Annotated in this window: 27 protein-coding genes, 1 tRNA gene, 1 pseudogene and 1 riboswitch; of the genes and pseudogenes, 21 read left to right on the top strand and 8 right to left on the bottom strand. The window is 74.5% G+C overall.

Annotation, left to right across the window (positions count from 1 at the left end; genetic code table 11):
- The first annotated feature begins 136 nt into the window (after positions 1 to 136).
- Positions 137 to 679, top strand: a complete 543-nt coding sequence (locus ACI79I_RS17330; protein WP_456993559.1) for a universal stress protein — start codon at positions 137 to 139, stop codon at positions 677 to 679.
- Between the two features lie 38 nt (positions 680 to 717).
- Positions 718 to 1149 carry an N-acetyltransferase family protein gene (locus ACI79I_RS17325; protein WP_456993558.1) on the top strand — a complete coding sequence of 144 codons (432 nt, stop codon included), beginning with the start codon at positions 718 to 720 and terminating at the stop codon, positions 1147 to 1149.
- On the opposite strand, the gene ACI79I_RS17320 is transcribed toward ACI79I_RS17325, so the two are convergent.
- Positions 1143 to 1646, bottom strand: a complete 504-nt coding sequence (locus ACI79I_RS17320; RefSeq protein WP_456993557.1) for a DUF2505 domain-containing protein — start codon at positions 1644 to 1646, stop codon at positions 1143 to 1145. The genes ACI79I_RS17325 and ACI79I_RS17320 overlap by 7 nt on opposite strands.
- A 127-nt stretch (positions 1647 to 1773) precedes the next feature.
- Between ACI79I_RS17320 and ACI79I_RS17315 the strand changes: the two genes are divergently transcribed.
- Positions 1774 to 2610 (top strand): N-acetylmuramoyl-L-alanine amidase, encoded by an 837-nt coding sequence (locus tag ACI79I_RS17315; protein ID WP_456993556.1) that lies wholly within the window; start codon positions 1774 to 1776, stop codon positions 2608 to 2610.
- 3 nt (positions 2611 to 2613) lie between these two features.
- On the opposite strand, the gene ACI79I_RS17310 is transcribed toward ACI79I_RS17315, so the two are convergent.
- Positions 2614 to 3252: a hypothetical protein gene (locus ACI79I_RS17310; protein WP_456993555.1), complete on the bottom strand. Its 639-nt coding sequence runs from the start codon at positions 3250 to 3252 to the stop codon at positions 2614 to 2616.
- Between the two features lie 105 nt (positions 3253 to 3357).
- Here ACI79I_RS17310 and ACI79I_RS17305 point away from each other — a divergent pair, with 105 nt between their 5' ends.
- Positions 3358 to 4329: a patatin-like phospholipase family protein gene (locus tag ACI79I_RS17305; protein ID WP_456993554.1), complete on the top strand. Its 972-nt coding sequence runs from the start codon at positions 3358 to 3360 to the stop codon at positions 4327 to 4329.
- 36 nt (positions 4330 to 4365) lie between these two features.
- Here ACI79I_RS17305 and ACI79I_RS17300 read toward each other — a convergent pair whose 3' ends face one another.
- Positions 4366 to 4893 (bottom strand): ComF family protein, encoded by a 528-nt coding sequence (locus ACI79I_RS17300; RefSeq protein ID WP_456993553.1) that lies wholly within the window; start codon positions 4891 to 4893, stop codon positions 4366 to 4368.
- Between the two features lie 393 nt (positions 4894 to 5286).
- On the opposite strand from ACI79I_RS17300, the gene ACI79I_RS17295 reads away from it, so the two are divergent.
- Both ACI79I_RS17295 and ACI79I_RS17290 read left to right on the top strand, forming a co-directional pair.
- Positions 5287 to 5991, top strand: a complete 705-nt coding sequence (locus ACI79I_RS17295; RefSeq protein WP_456993552.1) for a histidine phosphatase family protein — start codon at positions 5287 to 5289, stop codon at positions 5989 to 5991.
- Positions 5992 to 6191: 200 nt separating this feature from the next.
- Positions 6192 to 6578: a hypothetical protein gene (locus ACI79I_RS17290; RefSeq protein WP_456993551.1), complete on the top strand. Its 387-nt coding sequence runs from the start codon at positions 6192 to 6194 to the stop codon at positions 6576 to 6578.
- A 279-nt stretch (positions 6579 to 6857) separates the two neighbouring features.
- On the opposite strand, the gene ACI79I_RS17285 is transcribed toward ACI79I_RS17290, so the two are convergent.
- A complete protein-coding gene (locus ACI79I_RS17285; protein WP_456993550.1) occupies positions 6858 to 7565 on the bottom strand; it encodes a hypothetical protein in 708 nt (235 codons plus the stop codon).
- A 273-nt stretch (positions 7566 to 7838) separates the two neighbouring features.
- Between ACI79I_RS17285 and ACI79I_RS17280 the strand changes: the two genes are divergently transcribed.
- The 12 genes and pseudogenes from ACI79I_RS17280 to ACI79I_RS17225 form a co-directional block, all read left to right on the top strand.
- Positions 7839 to 8198, top strand: a complete 360-nt coding sequence (locus tag ACI79I_RS17280; protein ID WP_456993549.1) for a DUF2218 domain-containing protein — start codon at positions 7839 to 7841, stop codon at positions 8196 to 8198.
- Positions 8199 to 8341: 143 nt separating this feature from the next.
- The gene (locus tag ACI79I_RS17275; protein WP_456993548.1) at positions 8342 to 9049 is read left to right on the top strand and encodes a hypothetical protein; all 708 of its coding nucleotides are present in this window, start codon (positions 8342 to 8344) and stop codon (positions 9047 to 9049) included.
- Between the two features lie 542 nt (positions 9050 to 9591).
- A complete protein-coding gene (locus ACI79I_RS17270) occupies positions 9592 to 9801 on the top strand; it encodes a heavy-metal-associated domain-containing protein (protein WP_456993547.1) in 210 nt (69 codons plus the stop codon).
- Between the two features lie 107 nt (positions 9802 to 9908).
- Positions 9909 to 10190, top strand: coding sequence for a metal-sensitive transcriptional regulator (locus tag ACI79I_RS17265; protein WP_456993546.1), 282 nt, complete (start codon positions 9909 to 9911; stop codon positions 10188 to 10190).
- 14 nt (positions 10191 to 10204) lie between these two features.
- On the top strand, positions 10205 to 11185 hold the full coding sequence (locus tag ACI79I_RS17260; RefSeq protein ID WP_456993545.1) for a hypothetical protein: 981 nt from the start codon (positions 10205 to 10207) through the stop codon (positions 11183 to 11185).
- A 33-nt stretch (positions 11186 to 11218) separates the two neighbouring features.
- Positions 11219 to 13567: a heavy metal translocating P-type ATPase gene (locus tag ACI79I_RS17255; protein WP_456993544.1), complete on the top strand. Its 2349-nt coding sequence runs from the start codon at positions 11219 to 11221 to the stop codon at positions 13565 to 13567.
- A gap of 75 nt (positions 13568 to 13642) precedes the next feature.
- On the top strand, positions 13643 to 16081 hold the full coding sequence (locus ACI79I_RS17250) for a heavy metal translocating P-type ATPase (RefSeq protein WP_456993543.1): 2439 nt from the start codon (positions 13643 to 13645) through the stop codon (positions 16079 to 16081).
- Between the two features lie 76 nt (positions 16082 to 16157).
- Entirely contained in the window at positions 16158 to 16655 is a 498-nt protein-coding gene (locus tag ACI79I_RS17245) for a hypothetical protein (protein ID WP_456993542.1), read from the top strand.
- Between the two features lie 92 nt (positions 16656 to 16747).
- Complete coding sequence (locus tag ACI79I_RS17240) at positions 16748 to 16891, top strand: hypothetical protein (RefSeq protein WP_456993541.1); 144 nt, start codon at positions 16748 to 16750, stop codon at positions 16889 to 16891.
- On the top strand, positions 16869 to 17480 hold the full coding sequence (locus tag ACI79I_RS17235; protein WP_456993540.1) for a helix-turn-helix transcriptional regulator: 612 nt from the start codon (positions 16869 to 16871) through the stop codon (positions 17478 to 17480). The genes ACI79I_RS17240 and ACI79I_RS17235 overlap by 23 nt, the downstream gene beginning before the upstream one ends.
- A 498-nt stretch (positions 17481 to 17978) precedes the next feature.
- Positions 17979 to 18374, top strand: a complete 396-nt coding sequence (locus ACI79I_RS17230; RefSeq protein ID WP_456993539.1) for a hypothetical protein — start codon at positions 17979 to 17981, stop codon at positions 18372 to 18374.
- Positions 18371 to 18682 (top strand): annotated as a pseudogene (locus ACI79I_RS17225) (tyrosine-type recombinase/integrase); the annotation flags it as partial. The gene ACI79I_RS17230 and the pseudogene ACI79I_RS17225, both read left to right, overlap by 4 nt.
- A gap of 171 nt (positions 18683 to 18853) precedes the next feature.
- Here the strand turns inward: ACI79I_RS17225 and ACI79I_RS17220 are convergent.
- A tRNA-Ile gene (locus ACI79I_RS17220) sits at positions 18854 to 18927 on the bottom strand.
- A 51-nt stretch (positions 18928 to 18978) separates the two neighbouring features.
- Entirely contained in the window at positions 18979 to 20181 is a 1203-nt protein-coding gene (locus ACI79I_RS17215; RefSeq protein WP_456993538.1) for an MFS transporter, read from the bottom strand.
- Positions 20182 to 20485: 304 nt separating this feature from the next.
- A riboswitch (cyclic di-AMP (ydaO/yuaA leader) is annotated at positions 20486 to 20649 on the top strand.
- 11 nt (positions 20650 to 20660) lie between these two features.
- Between ACI79I_RS17215 and ACI79I_RS17210 the strand changes: the two genes are divergently transcribed.
- Positions 20661 to 21875: a M23 family metallopeptidase gene (locus tag ACI79I_RS17210; RefSeq protein ID WP_456993537.1), complete on the top strand. Its 1215-nt coding sequence runs from the start codon at positions 20661 to 20663 to the stop codon at positions 21873 to 21875.
- A 54-nt stretch (positions 21876 to 21929) separates the two neighbouring features.
- Here ACI79I_RS17210 and ACI79I_RS17205 read toward each other — a convergent pair whose 3' ends face one another.
- Positions 21930 to 22823, bottom strand: a complete 894-nt coding sequence (locus ACI79I_RS17205; protein ID WP_456993536.1) for a maleylpyruvate isomerase N-terminal domain-containing protein — start codon at positions 22821 to 22823, stop codon at positions 21930 to 21932.
- A gap of 81 nt (positions 22824 to 22904) precedes the next feature.
- On the opposite strand from ACI79I_RS17205, the gene ACI79I_RS17200 reads away from it, so the two are divergent.
- Both ACI79I_RS17200 and ACI79I_RS17195 read left to right on the top strand, forming a co-directional pair.
- A complete protein-coding gene (locus ACI79I_RS17200; protein ID WP_456945066.1) occupies positions 22905 to 23159 on the top strand; it encodes a hypothetical protein in 255 nt (84 codons plus the stop codon).
- Positions 23160 to 23529: 370 nt separating this feature from the next.
- Entirely contained in the window at positions 23530 to 24030 is a 501-nt protein-coding gene (locus ACI79I_RS17195) for a DUF3145 domain-containing protein (protein ID WP_456945065.1), read from the top strand.
- A 243-nt stretch (positions 24031 to 24273) separates the two neighbouring features.
- Here the strand turns inward: ACI79I_RS17195 and ACI79I_RS17190 are convergent, their stop codons facing one another.
- On the bottom strand, positions 24274 to 25686 hold the full coding sequence (locus ACI79I_RS17190; protein WP_456993535.1) for an acyl-CoA carboxylase subunit beta: 1413 nt from the start codon (positions 25684 to 25686) through the stop codon (positions 24274 to 24276).
- Positions 25687 to 25759: the final 73 nt, after the last annotated feature.

Below are 25759 nucleotides of genomic sequence, written 5' to 3'. Positions count from 1 at the left end.
GGTGCACCGGAGCGCGGGATCTGCTCCCTGGCGACGAAGGGCCCTGTCGGGCGGGCACCGCGGCGATCACGCTCAAGCCGGGCCGGCGGACCGCGGGCGCTCGGTGCCCGCGGCCGGGCAGGCCGAGGGGGACGTCATGACGGAGCAGACAGGCCGGCCCGAGGAGGGCTCGGTTCGGGAACCGCGGGTCGTCGTCGGTGTCGACGGCTCGGACGGTGCGCGCGCGGCGTTGCGGTTCGCGCTGGAGGACGCCGGCCGCCGCGGCGTCCCGGTGGACGTCGTCACCGCCTACCGGCCGCCCGACAGCTGGATGGACTTCTACGTCAGCGGCGAGCACCACGACGACCGGGCCCAGAACGCCGCGGTCGAGCAGGCGCAGGCGATGGTGGCCGAGGTGCGCGGCGAGGTGCCGGGGCCGGTGCCGGAGGTGCGCGTGCGGGCGACCGTGGGGGCGGCGGCCGACGTGCTCATCCGGGAGTCGACCGGCGCGGACCTCCTGGTGGTCGGCAGCCGGGGCCACGGCGGGTTCTCGAGCATGCTTCTCGGCTCGGTGACCATGCACTGCGCCCTGCACGCCACGTGCCCGGTCACCGTCGTCCACTCGCCGCAGGCGCACCACCACCGGCTGCGGTTGCGGCGCGAGCACGGCGCCCGCGAGTCCCGGACGACGGTCGGCTGACCGGGCCGGCGAGGGTCCGGCCGGCGGCCCCGGACGACGTGTCGGCGGTCGCCGCCGTCCACGCCCGCGCAGGGCGGGCCGCGTGGTCGTCCTTCCTCGGGGACGTGCTGGCCGAGCCGGAGGTCGACACCTGGCGGGCGCGGCTGGCCGAACCGGGGTTCCTCGTCGCCGAACGGGCCGGACGGGTGGTCGGCTTCGCGCGCGCCGACGCCGGCACCGGCGAGGTGGCCTACCTCTACGTCGACCCCGACGAGCAGGGGCGGGGGACCGGGCGGCTCCTGCTCGCCGCCGTGCTCGACCGGCTGCGGTCGGCCGGTCACCGGCGGGCGCGGCTGCGGACGGAGGAGCGCAACGCCGGGCCGCGCCGCTTCTACGAGACCGGTGGCTGGCGCGTCACCGGCGAGGTGGTCGAGCGCGAGTGGCGGGGCCGCCCGCTCCGGGAGGTCTGGTACGCGCGGGACCTCTACTGACCGGGGTCGGCCAGCCAGCGGCGCAGCACCTCGTCCTCGCGCCTCAGCACCACCAGGGCCAGCTCCCGGACGGCGGCCTCCACCTGCCGCCCGATCAGGGGCGCGTCGACCTCGGCCTCCCCGGTCACCGTCGACCGGGTGCCCCCCGCGACCGGGGACAGCCGGCGCTCGCCGCGCACCACCGCCGTCCGGCCGAAGACCTCCGCGCTCACGTGCAGGACGCCGTGGTGCCCGCTGTCCCCGTCGGTCGTCCAGACCCGGCGGTCCACGACGGGCACCTCGCGCCCCACGAACCGGGTGAACACCGCCGGGATGCCCGCGGTGGGGGCCAGCAGCCGCACCGTGGTGCGCGGTCCGCCGTCGTCGGTCGCGGTGTCGACGTCCTCCAGCCGGGCGCCCAGCGCCCGGGCGTAGTCGCGGAGGAACGACTCGTCGGTGAGGACGGCGAGGACGTCGTCCGGGTCGGCGGGATAGGTGGCGACGTGGTCGATGGGCACGCCGAATCCTCGGCCGTCCCGGGCGACGGCGCGCGTCGAGCCGCCGACCCGCGGTCGGCCCTCCGGGCCGGTGGTCGCAGCCGGGGGGACACTGGGGCCTCCGCCGACGGGCGGGGTGGAGGTGGTCGTGCGCGGGTGGCGGAGCGCCGTCGTCGCCATCGGTCTGGTCGGCACGGTCGCCGCGTGCACGGGGTCCGGACCCGGGGCCGCGACCACCTCGGAGCGCAGTGCTGCCGCGAGCGGGGCGCCGTCCGAGAGTGCGGTCCCGGCACCGCCGTCGTCCGATCCTCCGGTCCCGCCCGCGGTGGTCGTCCTCGACCCCGGTCACAACGGCGGCAACGCCTCGGCCCCCGCGGAGGTCGGCCGGCCGGTGCCGGCGGGCGGCTTCACCAAGCCGTGCAACACCACGGGGGCGGCGACGGACGCGGGCTACCCGGAGCACGCGTTCGCCTTCGACGTGGCCCAGCGCGCGGCCGGCCTGCTCCGGGCTCAGGGGGTCACCGTGCTCCTGACGAGGAGCGACGACACCGGGGTCGGCCCCTGCGTCGACGCACGTGCCGCCGCCGCCAACGACGCGGGGGCCGACCTGGCGGTCTCCATCCACGCCGACGGCGCGGCCGCGGACGTCCGTGGCTTCCACGTCATCGAGCCCGACGTCGCACCCGACGGCGGCAACGCGGCGATCCTGCCGGCCTCCCACGACGCGGCGCTGGACTTGCGGGACGCCTTCGGCAGCGAGACCGGCCAGTCGCCGGCCACCTACCCCGGGAGCCTGGTCGACCCCGGGCTCACCCGCCGCAGCGACCTCGCCGGGCTGAACCTGGCCAGGGTCCCCGCGGTGTTCATCGAGTGCGCCAACATGCGCAACCCCGAGGACGCCGCCGCCGTGACCGACCCGGCATGGCGGCAGCGTGCCGCGCAGGGGATCACCGACGGCGTGCTGGCGTACCTCCGGGCGCGGTGAGGCTCACCCCGGCGTGCCGTCCACCCAGGTGACGGCTCCGCGCAGGAACCGGCCGCGGGTGATCGCCCGGTCCACCTCCTCGACGACCAGCTCCACCAGCCACCGGACCGGTCCGGTGTGCTCGAGCACCTGCTCGGTCGGGAGGTCGCGCGGCGTGGCCAGCAGGCCCAGGGTGCCGGCGACGGCGGTGAGCGCGGCGTCCTCCGGCGTCCACCCGCGGTCCGGCGGCGAGTCCCCGGCCTGCTCGTCGGCCCGCGTCCGGTCGGCCCGGTTGTCGACGTAGCGGGTCCCGAGCCACCGCCGGCGAGCGGTCCACGACCCCCGGCGCAGGTGCTCGGCGGCGAGGTCCTCCTGGTCGACGGGGCCCCGCCGCAGCAGCTCGGTGAGCGACGGTGCGCAATCGGCGAGCAGCCGGTCGGCGGGAGGGAACCCGGTGGGCCCGGCGTCGAACTCCACGGCGTCCTCGGTCTCCCGGACCCGGCCGCGCAGCGCGAGGTCCACCAGCAGCGTGCCGCGCACCGCCAGGGCCGTCACCAGGTCGTCGGTCAGCCGCCCCCGGTCCAGCGCGAGGCAGGCGAGCCGCATCGACACCGACTCGTCCCAGTCGTCCACCCCGCGCATCGTCCAGGATCGGCGGGCCACGGCGTCACCTGTTCGCCCGATGGAGCGAGCGCAGGCTCCGCCGGCGGTCGGCGTGCCCGGACCGGCCCTGTCCGGGCGCGGGGTGGCGGGCGCAGACTTCTGCCCGTGACCAGGGTCGGCTTGGTGCTGGGTGCCGGGGGCGTCGTCGGTCAGGCGTACCACTCGGGTGTGCTGGCGGTCCTGCAGCACGACCTCGGCTTCGACGCCCGCACCGCGGACGTGATCGTCGGGACCTCGGCCGGTTCGATCACCGGCACGCTGCTGCGGCTGGGTGTCTCGGCGGAGGACCTCGCGGCGTGGACGGTGAAGGCCCCGCTGTCCGGCGACGAGGAGGTGCTCCGCCAGATGGCCGACACCCCCGTGCCCGACCTGGCCCCGTTCCGCCCGCTAGACATGCTGCGCCGCCCGCTGGGCTTCCCCGGCCGGCACATGGTCCAGCGCGCGCTGACCCGGCCGTGGCGGTTCCGGCCGCTGGCGGCGGGCATGGCCCTGGTCGCGCCGGGGCGGCACGACATCGTCGAGCAGCTCGGTGCGCTCCGGGAGCTGGAGCGGCCGGAGTGGCCGCAGCCCCCGCTGTGGATCTGCGCGGTGCGCCGGCGCGACGGGCGCCGCGTCGTGTTCGGTCGCCCCGGGGCGCCGGCGGCGCCGATCCACCGAGCCGTCGCGGCGTCCTGCGCGGTGCCCGGGTACTTCGCGCCGGTGGACATCGGCGGGCACGCCTACGTCGACGGCGGTGTGCACTCGCCGACCAACGCCGCGATCCTCCGGGGCCAAGGGCTGGACGTCGTGGTCGTCGTCTCGCCGATGAGCGGGCCGGCCGGGTCGCAGCTCGACGTCTACGCCGCGTCCCGCCGCCACTCGGCCCGCCTGCTCCGGCGCGAGGTGCGGGCCCTGCAGGCCACGGGGGTCCGCACGCTGGTCTTCACCCCCGGAGCAGCCGAGCAGCAGGTCATGGGCAACGACATGATGTCCCGGCTCCGGCTGAACGAGGTGATCCAGCAGTCCTTCCTGGGGGCGGGCGCCCAGGCGGCGAGGCCCGACGTGTCCGAGCTGGTCCGGAGCCTGGGAGAGCGCTAGCGGCGCGGGCTCCGGCGGCCGCCTCCGCGTGCCGGCTCACCCGCCCTTGCGGCGGGTGAGCACCAGGCCCGCCACCTCCGTGGCGCCGGCCGCCAGGAGGACGCGGGCCATCTCCCTCAGGGAGAAGCCCTCGGAGTAGACGTCGTCGAAGACCAGGACCCGTCGGCCGGCGACGCGGGCCGGCGCCGGGACGGACAACGCGGCGCGCAGCTCACCTTCCGCGATCCGCCGGCGGGCCTCCGGGCTGATGCCGAGGAACCGGGCCGTCGGTCCGGACTTGGCGATGAGCCCGGGAGCGAAGGGCCAGTGCGGCCCCTCGCGCGCGGCCGCGTCGAGGATCAGGGAGAGGTAGTCCCAGAGCCGTTGTGCTCGCGGCCCGACGTAGATCGCGCCGGTCGTGATGACGTCGTAGCGCTCGAAGTCCCCTCGACGGTCGTCGAGGAACCCGACGAGGACCCGCCCGAGGACCTGGGCCCACGATCGGTCCTCGCCGTACTTGTAGCTCATGAGCGCCTCCCACATCTCCTCCGGGCGATCGCACACGGTGTGGATGCGGGCGAACATCGGGTCGTCGAGGGTGCACACCGTGTTGGGGCACGCGCCTCCTCGGTCGAGCGGCTGACCGCACAGGGCGCACGTCGGGCCACTGACCACAGGGCTCCCCGCGGTCGCACAGGGGAAGCAGATCGCCGCTGTGCCCGACGTCCGGTACACGCACGCCGGGCACGCGGAGAAGTCGACCGGAGACGACCCCCGTTCCTCCAGGTCAGCTGGCATCCCACACTCCAACGAGTCGGCAGTGGACAGCGTGGGGACGCACCGTAGGGCATGGGTGGTGCCGCGGGAGGGGTGTGGCGTACGAGGGCGGCGACGGACCGGCCGCTCCGGCCGCGCGGCGCATCGGACCGTGGTGGACGCTCTGGCTCCGGACCGTGGGGGTCTCTGGAGGAGGACTGCGTGGCGACGGAGCTGTTCCTGGTGCGGCACGGCGAGGCCGTGGCCAACGTCGAGCCGGTGATCGGCGGCATGCGGGGAGACGCCGGCCTGACGCCGCGGGGGAGGGAGCAGGCACGCCTGCTGGAGGAGCGGCTGTCGCACCGGCGGATCGACGCCGACCGGCTCGTGTCCAGCACCCTGCCGCGGGCGCTGCAGACCGCCGAGTACGTCGCGCGGGCGCTCGGCCTGCCGGTGCTGCCGAACGACGGGCTCCACGAGCTGCGTCCCGGGGAGGCCGACGGGCTGACCGTCGAGCAGTGGCGGGCCAGGTACCGGGCCGGCGAGGAGCAGTCGGCGACGCGGGACCCCTACCGGGTGTTCTCCCCGGGCGGTGAGAGCTGGGCGACGTTCCTGGCCCGCGCCGGCGGCGCGCTGTCCCGTCTCGTCACCGAGCACCGGGACGAGACGGTGGTCGCGGTGTGCCACGCGGGGATCGTGGAGGCGTCGTTCGCGCTGGCGTTCGGTCTGGGCGCGAGCGGGAACCGGGTGGACTGCGCACCGCTGAACACGAGCCTCACCCACTGGCGGCACACGCCCCGCGGCGAGCCGGAGTGGACGCTGGTCTCGTTCAACGACGCCGACCACCTGACGGACAGGGCCCTGCCCGCCTCCCCGCCGCACGACGCCGTGCCGCTCCCCGGCGAGGACCGTGCCGCGGGCGACTGAGGAGCGTTCAGGCCGGTGGGGCTCGACCACGCACGGCGGCCTGGACAGCCGTGCTGGGCGGTGCTACGACGGTCCGCGTCCCGTCGCCTGCGAGCTGTGCCACTGCTGGCGGAGCAGGGGATCACGGCTGGTCATCGGCGACGACCCGCTACAGCGCCAGGAGGGCGATGGCCTTGAGGAGACGTCTCGTCGCACCACCGATGGCGGTGGCCTTCGCCGCGACCACGGCGACGACCGCGGTCGTGCTCGCCCCTGCGGCGGCGGCGGGAACGGTGCCCGTCGTCACCACGACCTGCCCCCACACGCTCACCGTCGCCACGTTCGAGCCGGGGCAGGAGGTGTCCGGCAACGCGACCGTGACCTCACGGGATCCGGCAGATCGCGTGAACGGCGGGGAGGGCCTCTTCCTCCTCGAGGAAGGCACGTCCAGGCCGTTCACCATGGCGGTGCACCTGGGCGCCCAGACCGACGTGAGCCAGACCTTCTCGTTCACGGCCACGGGGACCTCGCTGACGGCTTGCCTGCTCGCGACGGCCCAAGGTGGCGGGGAGGAGAACATCGGCACGGTCTGGACGAACGTGACGTAGTGGGTGGGGCGGGTGGGGCTCGAACCCACGACCCAGGGATTATGAGCCCGGTCGACCGCATGTCGAACCCGGGCGGCCCTGATCGCTCACCGCTACTTGTGCAGGTCAGCGGACAGCTTCTCGCCGGACGCGTTCGGCACTGAACGCCGGATGCTCGCGCGGTCGTGCCCACTCGGTGCCCACCGTCGTAGGCGATGGCCATGGCCGGGCATGGGCATCGACCGGCGTTCCAAGGCTGAGCACGCGGTTCTGCAAGGGCGTCCCTGGAGCCCTGGTCAGTCAACCGACCTGGTGAGTTGCCGGCGGTCGGACGAAGGCCAGAAAGCGCTGACCCAGCTCGCTGGTCGCGGGCAGCCACAGGCTGTCCCCGGATTGCACGGTGTTGAGGCCACCATGATCAGTTAGCGCCGCAGCCTGGAGGTCCGCGGTCAGGAGGCTGGTCCAGTCGCGCGGCTGACTGGCGAACTCGGGCAGCGCCCCGAGTAGCGACGCGCGGCCGCCCATGAGGAGTTTGGGGCGGTCCACGCCTGCCCGGTCGAAGAACCCGCCGGGGTCCGCGAAGAAGGCGAGCAGGCGCAGGTGGGCAACCGAGAACTGGTCGACGAGGCGGAAGAACCGGGTCTGCTCCTCGATCGACGGCGCGAACGGTCCGATGCTGTTCAGGACGCCGTTGCGCAGGGCTTCGAGCTTCTCGGCCTGGTGGGTGGCCTGGGCTGCCCGGGTGGCGTTGACGACCGCGTCTGAGAAGACGTCGTCCTCAGCGAGATCCTCGAAGGTCGGCCAGTCCTCCGAGGTGTCCTGCAGTTCGGTGATCGCCTCGGCGACGCCGGCAAGCCACTCGTCCATCCGCCTGTCGTGCGCCCGCCCCACCCAGTAGCCGAAGGCCACGGCCGCGGGGCTTCCGACGACCGGCACCATGCCCACGCCGCCCTCGACGGCCTTCTCGACCAGCTCACGGGCAGTGGACTTCTGCGGGGGCGCATCCATGAGGCTGACCGTGTAGGGACACTGGACAGCGTGGGGATGACCGGGATCTCGAGCCACCCGCCGCGCAGCCCGACGCTCGCGTAATCCCGCGGGGCGTCGTCGCTGAGGACCCAGTCCTGCTGGCCAGCGAGACGGAGGAGGGCGGCTGCCCGACTAGCGTCGATCCGGTGTGGACCCCGACCGCCACCACTTCCGCCAGCACGTCGATTCGGGAATCCGTTGATGCGACGCCGGGTGGCCGAGCCGGGCAGCGCACGGACGAGGATCGGCACCATGACCGTGTTCTCCGCCCGTGCCGACGTGCCGACAGAGACCCCCGGCCGGTACGCCAAGCAGCTGCTGTCCCACCTTGGCCACCGGGTCACCTGGGCCACCGCTGAGGACACCTCCACAGCGCAGATTGCCGGCGGCACCGGCAGCATCGTGGTGGGCGACGGCAGGCTGACCTTGATCGCCGAGGCGTCCGACGCCGAGACGCTCACCCGGGTCCAGCACATCCTCGGCAGCCACCTGGAGCGATTCGCCCAGCGGCAGGAGCTGGAGGTCACCTGGGTCACCGACGTGGACGGCGCCGCCGGATCCACGCCGCCGGCGCCGAGAGACCACCAGCGCCCCACCCAGCCGCCTCGCTGACCACGGCCGACGCGCCGGTGCCGGCCGGCGGCCGGCACCGGTGCGGCGGATCAACAGCTTCGGACCGCGGCGAGAACCGCACTCCACGGTCGGTCCGGTCGCTAGCCTCGTCTCCTGGCCGCCGTTCGGCGGAAGGGGTAGCCATGACGTCGGCACCGGACACCCAGACCGACCGTCAGCTGCTGCGCTCGAGCGGGGCGCTGCTCCTGGGTGGGTTCCTCTTCACCACCGTGGTCACCGTGCTGTTCCATCCCGGTGGCAACGAGGACGTCCACGAGGACATCTTCGCCAGGTACGCGGCGAGCGCCGCGTGGGAATGGGTGCACTTCGCCCAGTTCGTGGGCGTGCTGGCCGCCCTCAGCGGGCTGATCGTCCTGCATCGAGTGCTGCGGCCGCAGGCCCCGCGACTGTCGGCGTTCGCCGCCGGGACGACGGTGGCCACCGCCGCGGTGTGGGCCGTGCTCCAGGCCGTTGACGGGGTGACCCTGAAGCAGGCCGTGGACGCCTGGGTCGCCGCCGACGGACCCGAGCGGGCCATCCGCCTCGGCGACGCGGAGGTTGTGCGCTGGACCGAGTGGGGCCTGCAGAGCTACTTCCGTGTGACGCTGGGGCTGGCCCTGCTCCTGTTCGGCGCGACGATCCTGGCCACCCGCGCCGTGGCTGCCTGGGTCGGCTGGGTGACCGCGCTGGCCGGGCTCATCTCGGTCGCGGTCGGGGTCGATGTGGCGTACGGCGGCCTGGAGAGTGCCTTCCAAGCCCTGGTCGTGCCGGCGTTCCAGCTGCTGATGCTCGTCATCGGGGTCGGCGTCCTGGTCTCCGCGCGCGGGGAACGCGCACCCCTCGTCGCCTGACCGTCACCAGCCGGTGCGCCGGCGAGGGACCGTCCGGAGCGGACGTCGCATGGCTCGGTGAGGCAGGTCGCGGCGCCGGAGCGCCTCGCCGGCGCAGCACCGTGGTGAGCAAGTCTCCCGTCGCCGGACTGGGGGCGGCATCGGCGGCCACCACAGCGAGGTGACAACAGCGATCCGCATCCCCTGGCCGGCGGCGGTCACCGCTCGCGGCGGGGCCTACGTGCGCCTCCGGCCGCCATGTGCCGGCGGCGTCGGTGAAGGTCCACACGAAGCCGGTCGGGCGACGCCGACCTCGGTCCTCTCTGCAGCCCACGTGACCTACTGCGGCGGCCGAGGGCAGCTGGCTCCGCCCGGTGGTTGCCAGGACCCGGCCGCCGTTGGGTGCGGCGGTGGGCGTGCGTGGTCTCGGCCGGGATGGTCGGCGACGCCCACTCCTGGAGCGTGAGGCGGACGCCACACCCTCTTGCGGGAAGTACCCCTAGGGGGTACACCTTGTAGCGCATACCACCGGGGGGTACCCCGGTTCGGAGAGGAGAACGCCGATGAGCACCAGCGACTACCAGGTGACCGGAATGACGTGCGGCCACTGCGCCAGCGCGGTGACCGAGGAGGTCTCGAAGATCCCGGGTGTCACCGGGGTGCAGGTCGACGTGGCCGCCGGCCGTGTGACCGTCGAGTCCGAGCAGCCAGTGGCTGCCGACGCGGTCGCCGCCGCAGTCAACGAGGCCGGCTACGAGGTCGTGCCTGCCTGACCGGAGGCCGGGTGGAGTGCCGGGTCCGGCGCGGAGCCGGCCCTCCACCCACCCGGCACCTGCATCGCCGCAATCCCCGTTCGCAGCTGACTTCCGAGGAGCACGACATGGCCGGCTACACCCACGCGAAGGACGAGCACCTCAAGCGGCTGCGCCGGATCGAGGGCCAGGTCCGAGGGCTGCAGCGCATGGTGGAGGACGACAAGTACTGCATCGACATCCTGACCCAGGTGTCGGCGGCGACCCGCGCCCTGCAGTCGTTCTCCCTCGAGCTGCTCGACGAACACCTGGCCGGCTGCGTGGTCGACGCCGCGCAGAAGGGCGGCCCGGAGGCCGACGCGAAGGTCCGCGAGGCATCCGAGGCGATCGCTCGCCTGGTCCGTTCCTGACCCGAAGGTCCGCGATGAACACCCCCACCAAGCTGGGTGCCTACACCCTCGGCCTGGTCGCCGTCTTCGGCGCCGCGGCCGGCATCGGCGCAGCCGTCGGGCCGGTCGGCCCGACCGCTGCCTCCCACGACATGGCCTCCTCCGACACCGCCTCCCGCACCGAGTCGCACACGGAGTCCCCGATGGACATCACACAGCAGAACGGCACCGCCACGAGCAGCCCGCACCTGCCCGGGGGCCTGCAGATCTCCGACAACGGTTACACCCTCGACGTCCCCGACACCCTGCCGGCCGGCACGGCCACCGCGGCGGCGTTCCGGGTCCTCGGCCCGGACGGACGCCCGGTGAGGGCCTACGACAACTCCCACGACGAGGACCTGCACCTGATCGCCGTGCGCCGGGACCTCACCGGCTACCAGCACGTGCACCCGGAGCTCGCTGCTGACGGCACCTGGTCGATCCCGCTGGACCTGACTCCCGGCACCTGGCGGTTGTTCGCCGACTTCGACCCCGCCGGCGACGACCCCGCCCTCGTCCTGGGCGCTGACGTCGCCGTGGCAGGCGACAACGCCCCGCAGCCGCTGCCCGCGCCGTCGACCACGGCCGAGGTCGACGGCTACACCGTCACCCTCAAGGGGCAACTGGTCCCGGGCCAGGAGTCCGAGCTGACCTTGTCGGTCAGCCAGGACGGGAAGCCGGTCACGGACCTGCAGCCCTACCTGGCCGCCTACGGGCACCTCGTCGCCCTACGCGACGGCGACCTGGCCTACCTGCACGTCCACCCGGCCGGTGAACCCGGCGACGGCATCACCGCCCCGGGCCCGGACATCACCTTCTACGCCACCGCCCCCTCGACTGGGGACTACCGGCTGTTCCTGGACTTCCAGCACGGCGACGTGGTGCACACCGCCGAGTTCACCGTCCGCGCCGGCGAGGCCCCGGACGCCGCGGCCGTCACGGGCGGCCACGGCGACGACGGCCACATCCACGGCTGACGCCGTCCCTGAACACGCTCGCGAGGAGGACCCATGAGCTCCGCGACAGGAAGCACGACCCCACCGGCGCCGGCCGACGGGGAGCAGGTCGAACTGCTGATCGGCGGGATGACCTGCGCCTCGTGCGCCGCGCGCATCGAGAAGAAGCTGAACAAGCTCGACGGGGTCATCGCCACTGTGAACTACGCCACGGAGAAGGCGAAGGTCACCTCCACCGGCGACGTCACGCCCGAGGACCTGATCGCGACGGTGGAGAAGACCGGCTACACCGCGCAGCTGCCCGAGCCACCGAAGGCCCAGGACGACGGCGAGCAGTCGCCCGCGTCGGAGGGCGACGAGCACGTCCGCAGCCTGCGACAGCGGCTGATCGTCTCCTCGGTCCTCACTGTTCCGGTCGTGGCGATGGCGATGATCCCCGCGCTGCAGTTCACGTACTGGCAGTGGCTGTCGCTCACGCTGGCCACGCCGGTGGTCGTCTGGGGCGCCTGGCCGTTCCACCGGGCCGCCTGGACCAACCTGCGCCACGGCGCATCCACGATGGACACGCTCATCTCGATGGGCACGCTCGCCGCCCTGGCCTGGTCGCTGTACGCGCTGTTCTGGGGCACCGCCGGCGAGCCCGGCATGACCCACCCGTTCGAGCTGACCATCGCCCGCACCGACGGCGCGGGGAACATCTACCTCGAGGCCGCCGCCGGGGTGACCACGTTCATCCTCGCCGGCCGGTACTTCGAGGCCCGCTCCAAGCGCCGCGCCGGCGCCGCCCTGCGCGCCCTGCTCGAGCTGGGCGCGAAGGAGGTCTCGGTCCTGCGCGGTGGCCGAGAGCAGCGCATCCCGGTCGACCGGCTCGCTGTCGACGACCTGTTCGTCGTCCGCCCCGGCGAGAAGATCGCCACCGACGGCGTGATCACCGAGGGCTCCTCGGCCGTGGACGCCTCGATGCTCACCGGCGAGTCCGTGCCGGTCGAGGTCGGCCCCGGCGACGCCGTCGTCGGGGCCACCGTCAACGCCGGCGGCCGGCTGGTCGTGCGCGCCACCCGGATCGGCGCCGACACCCAGCTCGCGCAGATGGCCCAGTTGGTCGAGGACGCCCAGAACGGCAAGGCCCGGGTGCAGCGCCTCGCCGACCGCGTCTCGGGCATCTTCGTCCCGGTCGTCATCGCCCTGGCCGTGGGCACCTTCGGCTTCTGGCTGGGCACCGGCGGAGGACTGGCCGCCGCCTTCACCGCCGCGGTCGCCGTCCTGATCATCGCCTGCCCGTGTGCGCTGGGCCTGGCCACGCCGACCGCGCTGATGGTCGGCACCGGCCGCGGCGCCCAGCTCGGCATCCTGATCAAGGGCCCGGAGGTGCTGGAGAACACCCGCCGCGTCGACACCGTCGTGCTCGACAAGACCGGCACCGTCACCACCGGCCGGATGACCCTGCTCGACGTCGTCGTCGCTCCCGGCGAGGCCCGCGACCAGGTGCTGCGGCTGGCCGGCGCGCTGGAGGTCGCCTCCGAGCACCCCATCGCCCAGGCGATCGCGAAGGGCGCCACCGAGGCCGTCGGCACGCTGCCGCCGGTGGACGGCTTCACCAACGTCGAGGGCCTCGGCGTCCAGGGGGTCGTCGACGGGCACGCGGTGCTGGTCGGCCGCACCCGACTGCTGGACGAGTGGTCCCAGCACCTCAGCCCCGAGCTGGAGCGTGCGAAGGGCGCGGCCGAGGCCGAGGGCAGGACCGCGGTGGCGGTGGGCTGGGACGGCGCCGCCCGCGGCGTCCTGGTGGTCGCCGACGCCGTCAAGGAGACGTCCGCCGAGGCCATCGGCCAGCTGCGTGAGCTGGGCCTGACCCCGGTGCTGCTGACCGGCGACAACGCCACCGTCGCCCGGTCGGTGGCCGCCCAGGCGGGCATCGACGAGGTCATCGCCGAGGTGCTGCCCGCCGACAAGGTCGACGTCGTCAAGCGGCTGCAGGACGAGGGCAGGGTCGTGGCGATGGTCGGCGACGGGGTCAACGACGCCGCCGCGCTGGCCCGGGCCGACCTGGGCCTGGCGATGGGCACCGGCACGGACGTGGCGATCGAGGCCTCCGACCTGACGCTGGTCCGCGGGGACCTGCGGGCTGCCGCAGACGCCATCCGGCTGTCCCGGCGGACGCTGAGCACCATCAAGGGCAACCTGTTCTGGGCCTTCGCCTACAACGTGGCGGCCCTGCCGCTGGCCGCCGCCGGCCTGCTCAACCCGATGCTGGCCGGCGCGGCCATGGCGTTCAGCTCGGTGTTCGTCGTCTCCAACAGCCTGCGACTGCGCCGCTTCCGCAGCGCCAACGGCCGCGCGTCCGACGCCGCCCCCACGGGCACCGTCAGCGCCGGCCCGAGGGCGACCGCCGCGGCGCGCTGAGCACCCCGCTCGAGACAGCCGCTCCACCAACACTGCAGCGGAGACCCGGTCGTGAGGGCCGGGGGAGGAGAGGTCATGGCAACGCAGCAGACCACCGCCGTGCTGGAGGTCGCAGGCGTGCACTGGGCGTCGGAGAAGGCCACCGTCGAGCGAGTGCTCGGCAGACGCCCCGGAGTCCTGGACGTCGAGGCGAACCCCGTCGGGCAGACCGCGACGGTGACCTACGACCCGACGCGGACCTCGGTGGGCGACCTCGCCACGTGGATCCGCGACTGCGGCTACCACTGCGCCGGACAGTCGGTTCCCCAGCACGTGTGCGACCCCGCGGCCGAGCCGCGGCCGCACGCCCCGGGTGGGCACCACGACGGCCACCGGCCGGACGGTGGCGGCGAGGGAACGCGACACGAGCCCGACGGTCACGACGCCGGCCACGGCGGGATGACCCCGCAGGACGCGATGGGCCACGGCGGGCACCACGCCGGCATGTCGATGGACGACATGGTCCGCGACATGCGCAACCGGTTCCTGGTGGCGGCGCTGCTGTCGATCCCGATCCTGCTGTGGTCACCGATCGGCCGGGAGGTCCTCGGCTTCACCGCCGCCGCGCCGTTCGGGCTGCGCGACGACGTCTTCTCGCTGATCCTCTCGCTGCCGGTGATCTTCTACAGCGCCTGGATCTTCTTCGACGGCGCCTGGCGGGCGCTGCGCGCACGCACGCTCGACATGATGGTGCTGGTCGCGGTCGCGGTGGGCGCCGGATGGATCTACAGCCTCGTGATCACCCTCACCGGGGGCGGCGAGGTGTTCTACGAGGCCGCCACCGTGCTCACCGCCTTCGTGCTGCTCGGCCACTGGTTCGAGATGCGCGCACGGGGCGGGGCCAACGACGCCATCCGCACGCTGCTGGAGCTCGCTCCGCCGCGCGCGGTCGTGATCCGCGACGGGCAGCCGGCCGAGGTGCCCACCGCCGAGGTCGCCGTCGGCGACCTGTTGCTGGTCCGCCCCGGCGCCAAGATCCCCGTCGACGGGACGGTCGAGGACGGCGACTCCGAGGTGGACGAGTCGATGGTCACCGGCGAGAGCCTGCCGGTGCACAAGGCCCCCGGCGACGCGGTGATCGGCGCCTCGGTCAACACCACCGGCACGCTGCGGGTCCGGGCGACGAAGGTCGGCTCCGACACCGCCCTGGCCCAGATCGTGCAGCTGGTGCAGGAGGCGCAGAACTCGAAGGCCCCCGGCCAGCGGCTTGCCGACCGGGCCGCGTTCTGGCTGGTACTCGTCGCACTCCTCGGCGGCGGCCTCACCCTGGCCGTGTGGTTGCTGGCCGGGGCCTCGTTCGCCACGGCCATGCTGTTCGCCATCACCGTCGTCGTCATCACCTGCCCGGACGCCCTCGGCCTGGCCACGCCCACGGCAATCATGGTCGGCACCGGCCTGGGCGCCCGTCGCGGCGTGCTGTTCAAGAACGCCACCGCGCTGGAGACCGCCGCCCGGATCGACACCGTCGTGATGGACAAGACCGGCACCCTGACGAGGGGCGAGCCGGAGGTCACCGACGTCGTCGTCGACGGCCTGGAGCCCGACGACGTCCTGGCCCTGGCCGCGGCCGTGGAGCGGGAGTCCGAGCACCCGCTGGCCGCCGCCGTCGCCCGGCACGCCGACGACCTGGGCGCACCGGCGCTGGTCGCCACCGGGTTCCGCAACGTCCCCGGCCACGGGGCCTCCGCCGAGGTCGCCGGCCGCCGGGTGCTGGTCGGCAACGCCAAGCTGATGGCCCACGAGGGCGTCGACCTCGGCACCCTCGCCGCCCGCCGGGACGAGCTGGCCGGCAGCGGCCGCACCGCCGTCCTGGTCGCCGTCGACGGCCGCGCCGCCGGGGTGATCGCCCTGGCCGACGCCCCGCGGCCGACCTCTGCCGCGGCGGTCACCGCGCTGCACGACGCCGGCGTCGAGGTGGTCATGCTCAGCGGCGACAACGCGGCCACCGCCCGGCGCATCGCCGGCCAGCTGGGCATCGACACTGTCATCGCCGACGTCCTGCCCGGCGAGAAGGCCGCGAAGATCACCGAGCTGCAGCGGTCCGGCAAGCGGGTCGCGATGGTCGGCGACGGGGTCAACGACGCACCCGCACTCGCGACGGCCGACCTCGGCATCGCCATCGGCGCCGGCACCGACGTGGCCATCGAGACCGCCGACGTCGTGCTCATGCGCTCCGACCCGCTGGACGTGCCGACCGCGCTGACCATCGGCCGGGGCACGCTGCGCAAGATGCGGCAGAACCTGGGCTGGGCGGTCGGCTACAACGCCATCGCCCTGCCGATCGCGGCCGGGGTCTTCGTGCCGGCGTTCGGCCTCATGCTGCGGCCGGAGATCGCCGCGCTGTCGATGTCCGGGTCGTCGTTCCTGGTCGCGGTGAACGCCCTGCTGCTCAAGCGGCTGCGGCTGCCCGCGGCGCCCGAGGCACCCGCGGCCGAGACGGCCACGGCCCCCGCGCCGGCGCCGGTGTCTCGCTGACGGTGCGACAGCGGCTACGAGGCCTCCGCGACGGGACGCTGCGGAGGCCTCGTAGCCTCGGAGAGGAAGGGGGTTCATGGCGGCACGACTGTGGACGGCGCTGCTGATGTCGACCGCTGTCTTCGCGATGCACGGCGTGCAGTGCACCTCGGCTTCCGACGGCGCAGGGTCCGCCGCGACGACCGCACACGTCGCCATCACAGCGCACACCGGCTCGGTCGCGCTGACCGCGCTCACGGCCGAACAGGCTCGCACGGTTCCGGAAGCGGCCAGCTTCGACGACCCGATGCCTGCCCACACCGCCACCGCCACCGCCACCGCCACCGTCGCGGCCGTTGCCGCTCTCGTCGATGCCGGGCACAGTGGCGCACCGCATGACCGGGCGGCGCACCTGTGGACGGCCTGCCTGGCGGTGCTCGCCGTCGCGCTCGCCGTCCTGCTCGCGCTGCTCGTTCCCCGACTCGTCCAACTGGGACCCCCGGCTCCGCGGAGCGCCAACACCCCCGCCGGCAGATGGGGCACCCCGCCGCGACGACCACCGGATCGGTCTGCTCTCTGCCTACTGCGGATCTAGGCCGACCGCCCGACCGCCCCGCCCCAGCGCCTGCTGGCCCCGGCGGCGGTCTCGCCTACGCCTTGATCCCACCCAGTCTGGAGAAGCACGACATGACCCGCACCACTGCACGCCTCACCGGCCTCGCCGGCGCCCTCATGGCCGGCACGCTGCTGCTCGCCGGCTGCGCCGACGACTCCTCCGACGCCGCCGGACACGGCCCGTCAGCAGGCGTTGTCCTCGCCGACCTGGAGTGACCTCGAGCAGGCGCTCACGGCCCTAGGGTCCGAGGAGAACATCGCACGCAGGATCAAGCGCTTGCGGCAGCGCGCCGGACTGTCCCAGGAGCAGCTCGCCAAGCGCCTTGAGGCGCTCGGCGTGCAGATGCCCCAGTCCTCCATCTCCAAGATCGAGGTGCCCGTGGAGGCGGGTAAGGGCAAGCGGCGTGACATCACGGTGGACGAGGCGCTGGCGCTGGCGAAGGCGCTCGGCGTCACGTTCTCCGACCTGGTTCTGCCGCTCAACGCCATCGCAGACCTGCACCTTCACCGGATCTTGGCCGATGGTTCTCGCCTCTGGCAGGTCCGACACGGAGCCCAACTGGACTACGACTACGCCGTGGGGCAGTTGGCGGAGGCGGCGACCGAGCGCCCGGGCTGGCGCCAGCGCGTCGAGGACGAGCTGGAACGGCTGAAGCGCATGGAGACCGGCGTCGACGAACAAGGCCGGCGCCAGCCAGACGCTCCGCGCCCGACTCCGTCAGACATTGCGCTCAAGTGGTTCCTGGAGGACGTCATCCGTCGAGGGGACGAAGGGCGCCGCGACACCAACGAGGGACGGTCGTGAGGGGGTCGACGTTCAAGAGGTGCGGCTGCCGGAACGAGAACGGCCGCCAGTACGGCTCTCGCTGCCCGAAGCTCGGCCGGAAGGGCCACGGCGCCTGGTGGGGCCGGTACGACGCCCCGCGCGCCGCGGACGGTCGCCGCCGGCAGGAGAAGCTGGGCCCGTACGACACCGAGGCGGAGGCCGACGCGGCACTGGCCGAGGCGGTGCAGGCGATCAGTCGCGGCACGTACCTGCGCCCAGAGAAGGACCTGACCGTCGGCCGCTACCTCGACGAATGGCTGGCCGGGAAGTCGACGCTGCAGGCATCCACGCGGCACGGCTACGCCCAGCACCTCAACCTCTACCTCAAGCCCGGACTCGGACACCTGCGCCTCGCTGAGCTGCGCGACGTCGACCTCGAGGCCCTGTACGCCGCCATGCGGCAGATCGGTCGCCCGGTCGACGGCCGCCCGCCGGCCGCTGTCCGACGCCACGATCCGCCGGGTCCACGCAACCGCCATGTCGGCGCTGTCGTCCGCGGTGAAGCGCCGCAAGATCGCGGTCAACCCCGGCGAGCACGTCGAGCTGCCGTCCGGCCGGGCCGACCGGGCGCTGGTGTGGACCGAGCATCGGGTGGAGGCATGGCGGCGCACCGGCGAGCGCCCGGCCGCGGCGATGGTGTGGACCCCGGAGCAGGCCGGCGCGTTCCTCGACTTCGCCGGCACCGACGAGCTGTACCCGCTGTGGCACCTGATCGCCTTCCGCGGGCTGCGCCGCTCCGAGGCGCTTGGCCTGCCGTGGTCCGACGTCGATCTTGAGCGGGGAACCGTCACCATCCGCGAGACCCGGGTGCAGGTCGGCCGTGACGTCGTCACCGGCGACACGAAGACCGACAGCAGCGCCCGGGCGCGGTGAGCTTGGACGTTGGCACCGTGGAGGTGCTGCGGGCGCATCGGCAGCGCCAGGCGGAGCTGCGGCTGCTCCTCGGCACGGCCTGGGTCGACTCCGGCCTGGTGTTCACCAAGGCCGACGGGTCCGCGCTCCTCCCGGACAGCGCCTCCCAGCGGTTCGACCGGCTCGTCGCCCGTGCGGGTCTGCCGCCGGTGCGGCTGCACGACCTGCGGCACCTGGCTGCGTCCCTGACATACCGGGCGACGAAGGACCTGAAGCTGACCAGCCAGATGCTCGGGCACTCGTCGACGGCGATCACCGAGCAGGTCTACACGTCGGTGTTCGAGGACGTGGAGCGGGAGGCTGCCGAGTCGGCCGCGGCGCTGGTACCGCGTGCCCACAGTGCGCCCACCAACGCCGATGTGCCCACCTCGTGCCCACCTGCGGGGCGTGTGGGTGCCCGCGGCCCCGCCTCGAGGGACGAAACCGCAGGTCGAAACCGGTGGGGCGGGTGGGGCTCGAACCCACGACCCAGGGATTATGAGTCCCATGCTCTGACCGGCTGAGCTACCGCCCCGGTGCGCCCAGCCTGCCAGACGCCGTCCCCGTCCCGGTGCGCAGCCGCCCGTCAGGTGCGGTAGCTCAGGACGGCGGCACCGGCGGCCGCGACGACGAGCGCGGCGAGCACCCAGAACGCCGTCGGGTAGCCGCCCACGGCCTCGGCCAGCGCCGTCCCCGCCCAGGGCGCGACGGCGGTGGCCAGCGTGACCGGCGCGGCCAGGTACCCACCGACCGTGCCGTACCGGGTGGCTCCCCAGCGCTCGGCGACGACGGTGGCCTGCAGCAGCGTCCCCGCGCCGCGCGCCGCCCCCGCGAGCACGGCCGCCGCGACGAGCAGCGCCGGTGGACCGGGCAGCCCGGCGAGCAGTCCGATGGTCGCGGCGGAGGCCAGCACGATCACCAGCGCGCGCCCGGCCGGCGAGGTCCGGACGCTCAGCGGCGCGTACCCGAGGCGGCCGAGGAGCTGCCCCGCGCCGAGCAGGCCGAGCGTGGTGGCCGCCAGGGAGCTGGAGAACCCCCGGCCGGTCAGCAGCGGGATGAGGGTGAGGCTGGCCGCGTAGAGGCCGAAGGCGGTGAGCGTCAGCGCCCCGGCGAGCAGCAGGAACCCCGCCGTCCGGACCTCCGACGGGACCCGCCGCCGGCCCTCCGCCGCCGTCGCAGGTGGGCGCGCCCACGCCGCGGGGAGGGCGAACGCGTGCAGCGGGACGGTGACGGCGGCGAGCACCGCGGCCAGCACCAGGTACGTCCCCCGCCAGGAGAACGCCGCCAGCAGCGCGTCGGTCAGCGGCGCGAAGACCGTGCTGGACAGGCCCGCCGCCAGGGTCAGCGCCGTCAGCGCCCGGACCCGGTCCTCCCCGTACCACCGGGCCAGCGCGGTGAACGCCGCCTGGTAGAGCACCCCCGCCATCGCCACCCCGGCGACCAGCCACGCCAGCAGGAACCAGCCGTAGCCCGGCGCCAGGGCGATGCCCACCGTCGCCGGGACGGCGAGCAGCGATCCGGCGGTCATCACCCGGCGGGGACCGCGCCGGTCGAGCCAGTGCCCCACCGGGATCCCGGCCAGCGCCGAGACGACCAGGCCCGCCGAGAACGCCGCCGACGCCGTGGGGGCCGACCAGCCCGTGTCGGCGGTGATGTCGGCGAGGGCGACGGGGAAGGCGTAGTAGAGGACGCCCCAGCTGGTGATCTCGGTGACGCAGAGCGCGACGAGGCCCCGCTGCCGGCCGCGGCGTGTCGCCGGCGTGTCGGGCCGGCGTGTGCGAGATCTCACCCCGGCCGCCCGGCACGGCTGCGCGCGCGTGCGGGGACCGGCGCGGGGCGCTGCCGGCCGGTCCGGGACACGGTCCACGTCTACCGGAGTCCGCGCAGGTGGGCGACGGGGTGCCGGGTCCTGACGGCAGGTACGGTCGGTGATCACCGGCCCGCGGGCACCCGATCACGGCGCGTAGCTGGGGGTCGCCCGATCGGGCAAGCAGGCGCGCCGTGGGCGTTACCCGATCGTGACCGGTCCTGCGCGGCGTAGTAGCTTTCCCGACGGCCTTGCCGGGCTCAGCTCCTCGGGAACCGAGGGCCTCGGCCAGGCCCCGCCGAACCGCCGACGACCCCTCCGGGTCCAGGCGGACCGGGGACCCACCGAACTCCTGGGGTGAGTCCTGCCTGCGCCTGGGGACGCAGGGAGGTAGGGCGCCGTCCGGCCCGAACCCGTCAGCTAACTCGGTAGGCGGTCGCGAGGATGGGAGAACCGTCGCCTTGGCGACCCTGCACCACCTGAACACCGAGCCCCGCCGTGCGCCGTCACCGAGCCGCCGCCTGCGCTCCCCGCGCCGGACCCTCGTCGTCGCCGCCGCGCTGGCCGGCCTGCTGGCCGGCGCGCCGGCCGCGGTCGCCGCCCCGAGCACGCCCGCCTCCTCCGAGCAGGACCAGCTGGCCGCGCAGGTGGCCCGCATCCAGGAACAGGTCGCGGCCGCCGAGGAGCAGCTGCAGCGGATGACCGTGGAGGCCGAGGCGGCCGCCGACGCCGCGCTGGTCGCCCGCGCCGAGCTGGCCGCCGCCCGCGCCGAGGCCGAGCGGACCGCCGCCGAGCTCGCCGACGCCCAGGCCGCCGTCGCCGGCGCCGAGCAGGCCATCGCCGACCTGGGGCGTCAGGCCTACATGGGCGGCGACACCCGATACGGCGACGTCCAGATGCTCCTCGACGCGCAGAGCCCGACCGAGCTGCTGCAGCAGGCCGCCACGATGGAGGTCATCGGTGACCACCGTGCCGCCCAGCTCCAGGCCTTCCTGACCGTCGAGCAGCGGGTCGAGCAGGCCGCCCGCGCCGCCGAGGACGCCGTCGCCCGGCGCGACGCGGCCGCCCGGGCCGCCGACGAGGCCGAGGTCGCCGCCAACGCCCACCTCGCCGAGGCCCAGGCCGAGTTCGACGCCCGCTCGGCGGAGAAGGCCTCCCTGGAGGAGCAGCTCCGCCAGGCGGGGGAGCGGCTGCTGGCCTCCCAGGGCGCGGCCGACCCGGGCGCGGCGTGGAGCCAGCGGCAGTCCCAGGCGCAGGCGCTGTCCAGCGCGCAGAGCTCGACCGCCATGCCGACCGCCGGCCGGGTCACCTCCTGCTACGGGGCCCGCTGGGGGACCCTGCACCAGGGCGTCGACATCGCCGCGCCCATCGGCACGCCGATCTACGTCCCCGAGGACGGCGTCGTGCTGCAGGCCGGCCCGGCCAGCGGGTTCGGGCAGGCCGTCTACGTCCAGCACGGGGACGGCCAGATCACCCTCTACGGCCACGTGAACCGGTTCTTCGTCGGCGCCGGGCAGGTGGTCACGGCCGGCCAGCAGATCGCCGAGGTCGGCAACAAGGGCCAGTCCACGGGTCCGCACCTGCACTTCGAGGTGCACCAGGGCGGGCTGTACGCGAACCGGGTGAACCCGGTGCCGTGGCTGACCGCGCACGGCATCGCGGTGGGCGGCTGCTGACGTCCGCCTGACACGGGTGCGGCCGCCGGGGGAGACCGGCGGCCGCACCCGTCCTCAGCGCCTCCCGCGCAGCCTGCCGAGGAGCCCGCCCACGCCGCCGAGCGTCTGCGCGGCCAGCTGCAGGATCGGTCCCCCGGGGATGCCGGGTGCCGACTGGACGATCGGCGCCAGCGCCAGGAGTCCGCCGATCTCGTGCACCTTGAGCCGGCGGCGGGCCAGCGCGACGACCGGGTTCACCCGCCCGGACGCCGCCTCCAGCAGCAGGTCGGCCGGCGCTTCGACCGCCGTCCCCGTCGGCCGGCCCGGGGGCAGCCGCCCGACGGTCCAGCCGTCCCCGTCGGCGGCGAACCGCCACCCGCCGTCCGGCGTGGCCAGGCCGGCGCCCCCGGTGATCCCGTTCGCCGCCGCGAGCGCCCCGGTCACGTCGGCGAGCGCGGCCAGCCCGGACTGCAGCACCGGCGCCGGGACCGGTGGTGCTCCCGCCGCGGCCAGGTCCAGCCCGTGCACCGCCAGCTCGTAGGCCTGGCCGAGCACGACGCTGAGCAGGGGGAGCCGGCCGACGACGGCGACCGCCGGGGCGGTGTCCAGCTCGACCGGCTCCTCCGCCAGGTAGCGGGCGGTGGCCTCCCGGTTGCGGTGCAGTGCCGCGAGCACCTCCGCGCGCGGCGCGTCGCGGTGCGCGGTGGTCACCCGGGCGTTGGTGGCGTCGACGTCGGGTGGGGTCCCGGTCCCGCCGGTGCGCGCGGAGGCGATGAGGTCGGCCAGGGCGGCGTGGTCCGCCCAGCAGCCCAGGTGCACGCACACCTCGTGCACCCGCCAGCCGGGCAGCCGGGTGGGGCGGTCCAGGTCGACGGCCGCGACCTGCTCCACGAAGGCGTCCCACGCGTCGAGGACCATCCCGCCGACCTCGTCCCGCCCGGCACCGGCCATGCCCTGTTGTCGCACCATGCCGCGGCTCCTACCCTGGAGCCCTCCGGCCAGGCGCGCCGTCCACTTGAACCCCGACGGCGACCCGCGCAGCCTGGGGGCGTGACACGCAGCGGCACGACGCGCGGAACGGTGATCCGTTGGGACGAGGACCGTCGGGCCGGGCTGGTGGAGGCGCCGGACCTGCCCGGCGGCTGCTGGGTGGACGCCTCGGTCGTCGACGGTCCGCACGGGGGGACCCTCCGCGCCGGCCAGGTGGTCGACGTCGACTGGACCGAGCCCGGCGCCGAGGGCGTCCCGTTCCGGGCGACACGGGTGGTGCCGCGGGAGGACCTGCAGGCCACACTGGGTGCCTGACGCCGTGTCGGCACCGGTGTCCGAGAGTCCTGCTCGCTACGCTGGGTGAGCAGGACCGCCTGTGCCGAGCCCTCCTGGGGATCGGCTTGTGGGTCGACAGGGGAGATCCTGTGGACGGCGTGTGGGTGGCACCGGATGGCTGGACGCCGGTCCCCTGTGCATGGTATGGCTCGCTGACCAGCGCATAGAGGTCCTCGCGGTGACCATCCGTCACATGTGTCTCATCCGCCCCTCCCGCACTGGCGCGATCGGGTGACCATCGTGCAAACTGTCCCCGGGACCCCTGGTCCGGAACCGCCGAACACAGCCTGTCACCGAATCGATCGTCCGTTGGGGAAGACGAGACCGATCGAGTCGATGGAGGTGCCCCGTGCAGCGACGGTCTACCCAGGGTGTCGTCTTCGTGCACGCGTGCCCGAAGGCGCTCTGCCAGCACGTCGAGTGGGCGCTCGAACGCGTCGTCGGCGCGCCGGTCTCCCTGTCGTGGGCCGACCAGCCCGCGGCACACGGTTCCTACCGTGCCGAGGTCGCCTGGACCGGCGCCCCCGGCACGGGGGCGAAGCTGGTGGCTGCGCTGCGCGCGTGGCCCATGCTGCGCTTCGAGGTGACCGAGGAAGCCAGCCACGGCAACGACGGCGAGCGCATGTCGTACGTGCCCGGGCACGGCGTCTTCCGGGCACCCACGAGCGCCAATGGCGACCTCATCGTCACCGAGCAGCAGCTGCGCCACCTGGCCGCCACGGCGACCTCCATCGAGGCGTTCCGGCACGGTGTCGACCAGCTCCTCGGCGCGGCCTGGGACGCCGACCTCGAGGTCTACCGCCACGCCGGCGACGGCAGCCCCATCACCTGGCTGCACCAGGTGGTCTGAGGAGGACTGGACCGGTCTCTTCATCACGATCCGACTACGACGAGCTGAGGGCCCCCGCCCTCCGGTCGTAGGCTCAGGGCAGGTCGTCCGGACGTCGTCGGGGAAGCGGCGTCCGGACGGCCACCGGCTCCGACGCGACGGGGCCCGGCACCGCTCGGTGCCGGGCCCCGTCGTCGTTCGTCGGGCGGGAGGTCCTCCCCGTCCCGCCGCGCGTCCTCCCTTGCCGTGATCCCGGCTCCGCCCCTACAGCGGGATGTTGCCGTGGGCTCCGCGCCCGGCCGGCGCCGCCGCCAGCGCCTCGATCAGCCGGGCCCGCGTCCGGGAGGGCTCGACCACCTCGTCGACGACGCCGATCTGCAGCGCCCGGTTCACCCCGCCGGCGATCCGCCCGTGCTCGACGGCCAGCTGGGCCTGCAGCGCCTCCCGCTCGGCCGGCGGGACGGCGGCCAGCTGCTTGCGGTGCAGGATGCCCACGGCCGCCTTGGCGCCCATGACGGCGACCTCGGCACCCGGCCACGCGAAGACCGCGGTCGCGCCGAGCGAGCGGGCGTTCATCGCGATGTAGGCCCCGCCGAAGGACTTGCGGGTCACCAGCGTCACCCGCGGGACCACCGCCTCGGCGAACGCGTGCAGCAGCTTCGCGCCGCGCCGGACGACGCCGTCCCACTCCTGGCCGACACCGGGCAGGTAGCCGGGGACGTCGACGAGGACGACCAGGGGGACGCCGAAGGCGTCGCACATCCGCACGAAGCGGGCGGCCTTCTCCGCCGACGCGGAGTCCAGGCAGCCGCCCAGCCGCAGCGGGTTGTTCGCGACCACCCCGACCGTCCGCCCGGCCAGCCGTCCGAGGGTGGTGACGATGTTGGGCGCCCAGCGCGGGTGCAGCTCCAGCCCCGGGCCGTCGAGGAGCGCGCCGACCAGCGGCTTGACGTCGTAGGCCCGCTGCGGCTGCTCGGGCAGCAGCGCGCGCAGGTCGACGTCCGGCTCCCCGGTGGACGGTGTCAGCGAGCCCTGCGCGGCGAGCAGGTCCACCGCGGTGCGGGCGGTTCCCAGGGCGGCCTGCTCGGTCTCGGTGACGACGTGGACGACGCCGCTGCGCCGGCCGTGGGTGTCCGGGCCGCCCAGCCGCTCCATGTCGACGTCCTCGCCGGTGACCGAGCGGACGACCTCGGGGCCGGTGACGAACACCCGTCCGGCGGGGCCCATGACCACCAGGTCGGTCAGCGCCGGACCGTAGGCGGCGCCGCCGGCGGCGGGGCCGAGCACCACCGAGACCTGCGGGACCCGCCCGGAGGCCCGCACCATCGCCGCGAAGACCTCACCGACCGCGTGCAGCGCCGTCACGCCCTCGGCGAGGCGCGCGCCGCCGGAGTGCCAGATCCCGACGACCGGGACCCGCTCACGCACCGCGGCGTCGATGGCGTCGACGATGTGCCGGCAGCCGTCGAGGCCCATCGCGCCGCCCATGACGGTCGCGTCGGTGCAGTAGGCGATCGCCGGGGTGCCCGACACCCTGCCCCGCGCCGCCACGACCCCCGAGACGTCGCGCGGGCGGAGGAGGGTCATCGAGCCCGCGTCGAAGAACCGCTGCAGGCGGTCCTCCGGGTCGCGCGGGTCGACCGCGGTCGGGGCGGGGGCGGGGGACAGGGTGGTCACGGGATCTCCGGGCCTCTCCGGGGTCGGGCGTGCCTGGGCAGGCGCCATCGCGGGACCGGCACCGGGGGTGGTG

This window comes from Geodermatophilus sp. SYSU D01105 (genome assembly GCF_054050095.1).
The sequence above is the reverse complement of the archived record's forward strand: the minus strand, read 5'-3'. Positions and strand labels throughout refer to the sequence as shown.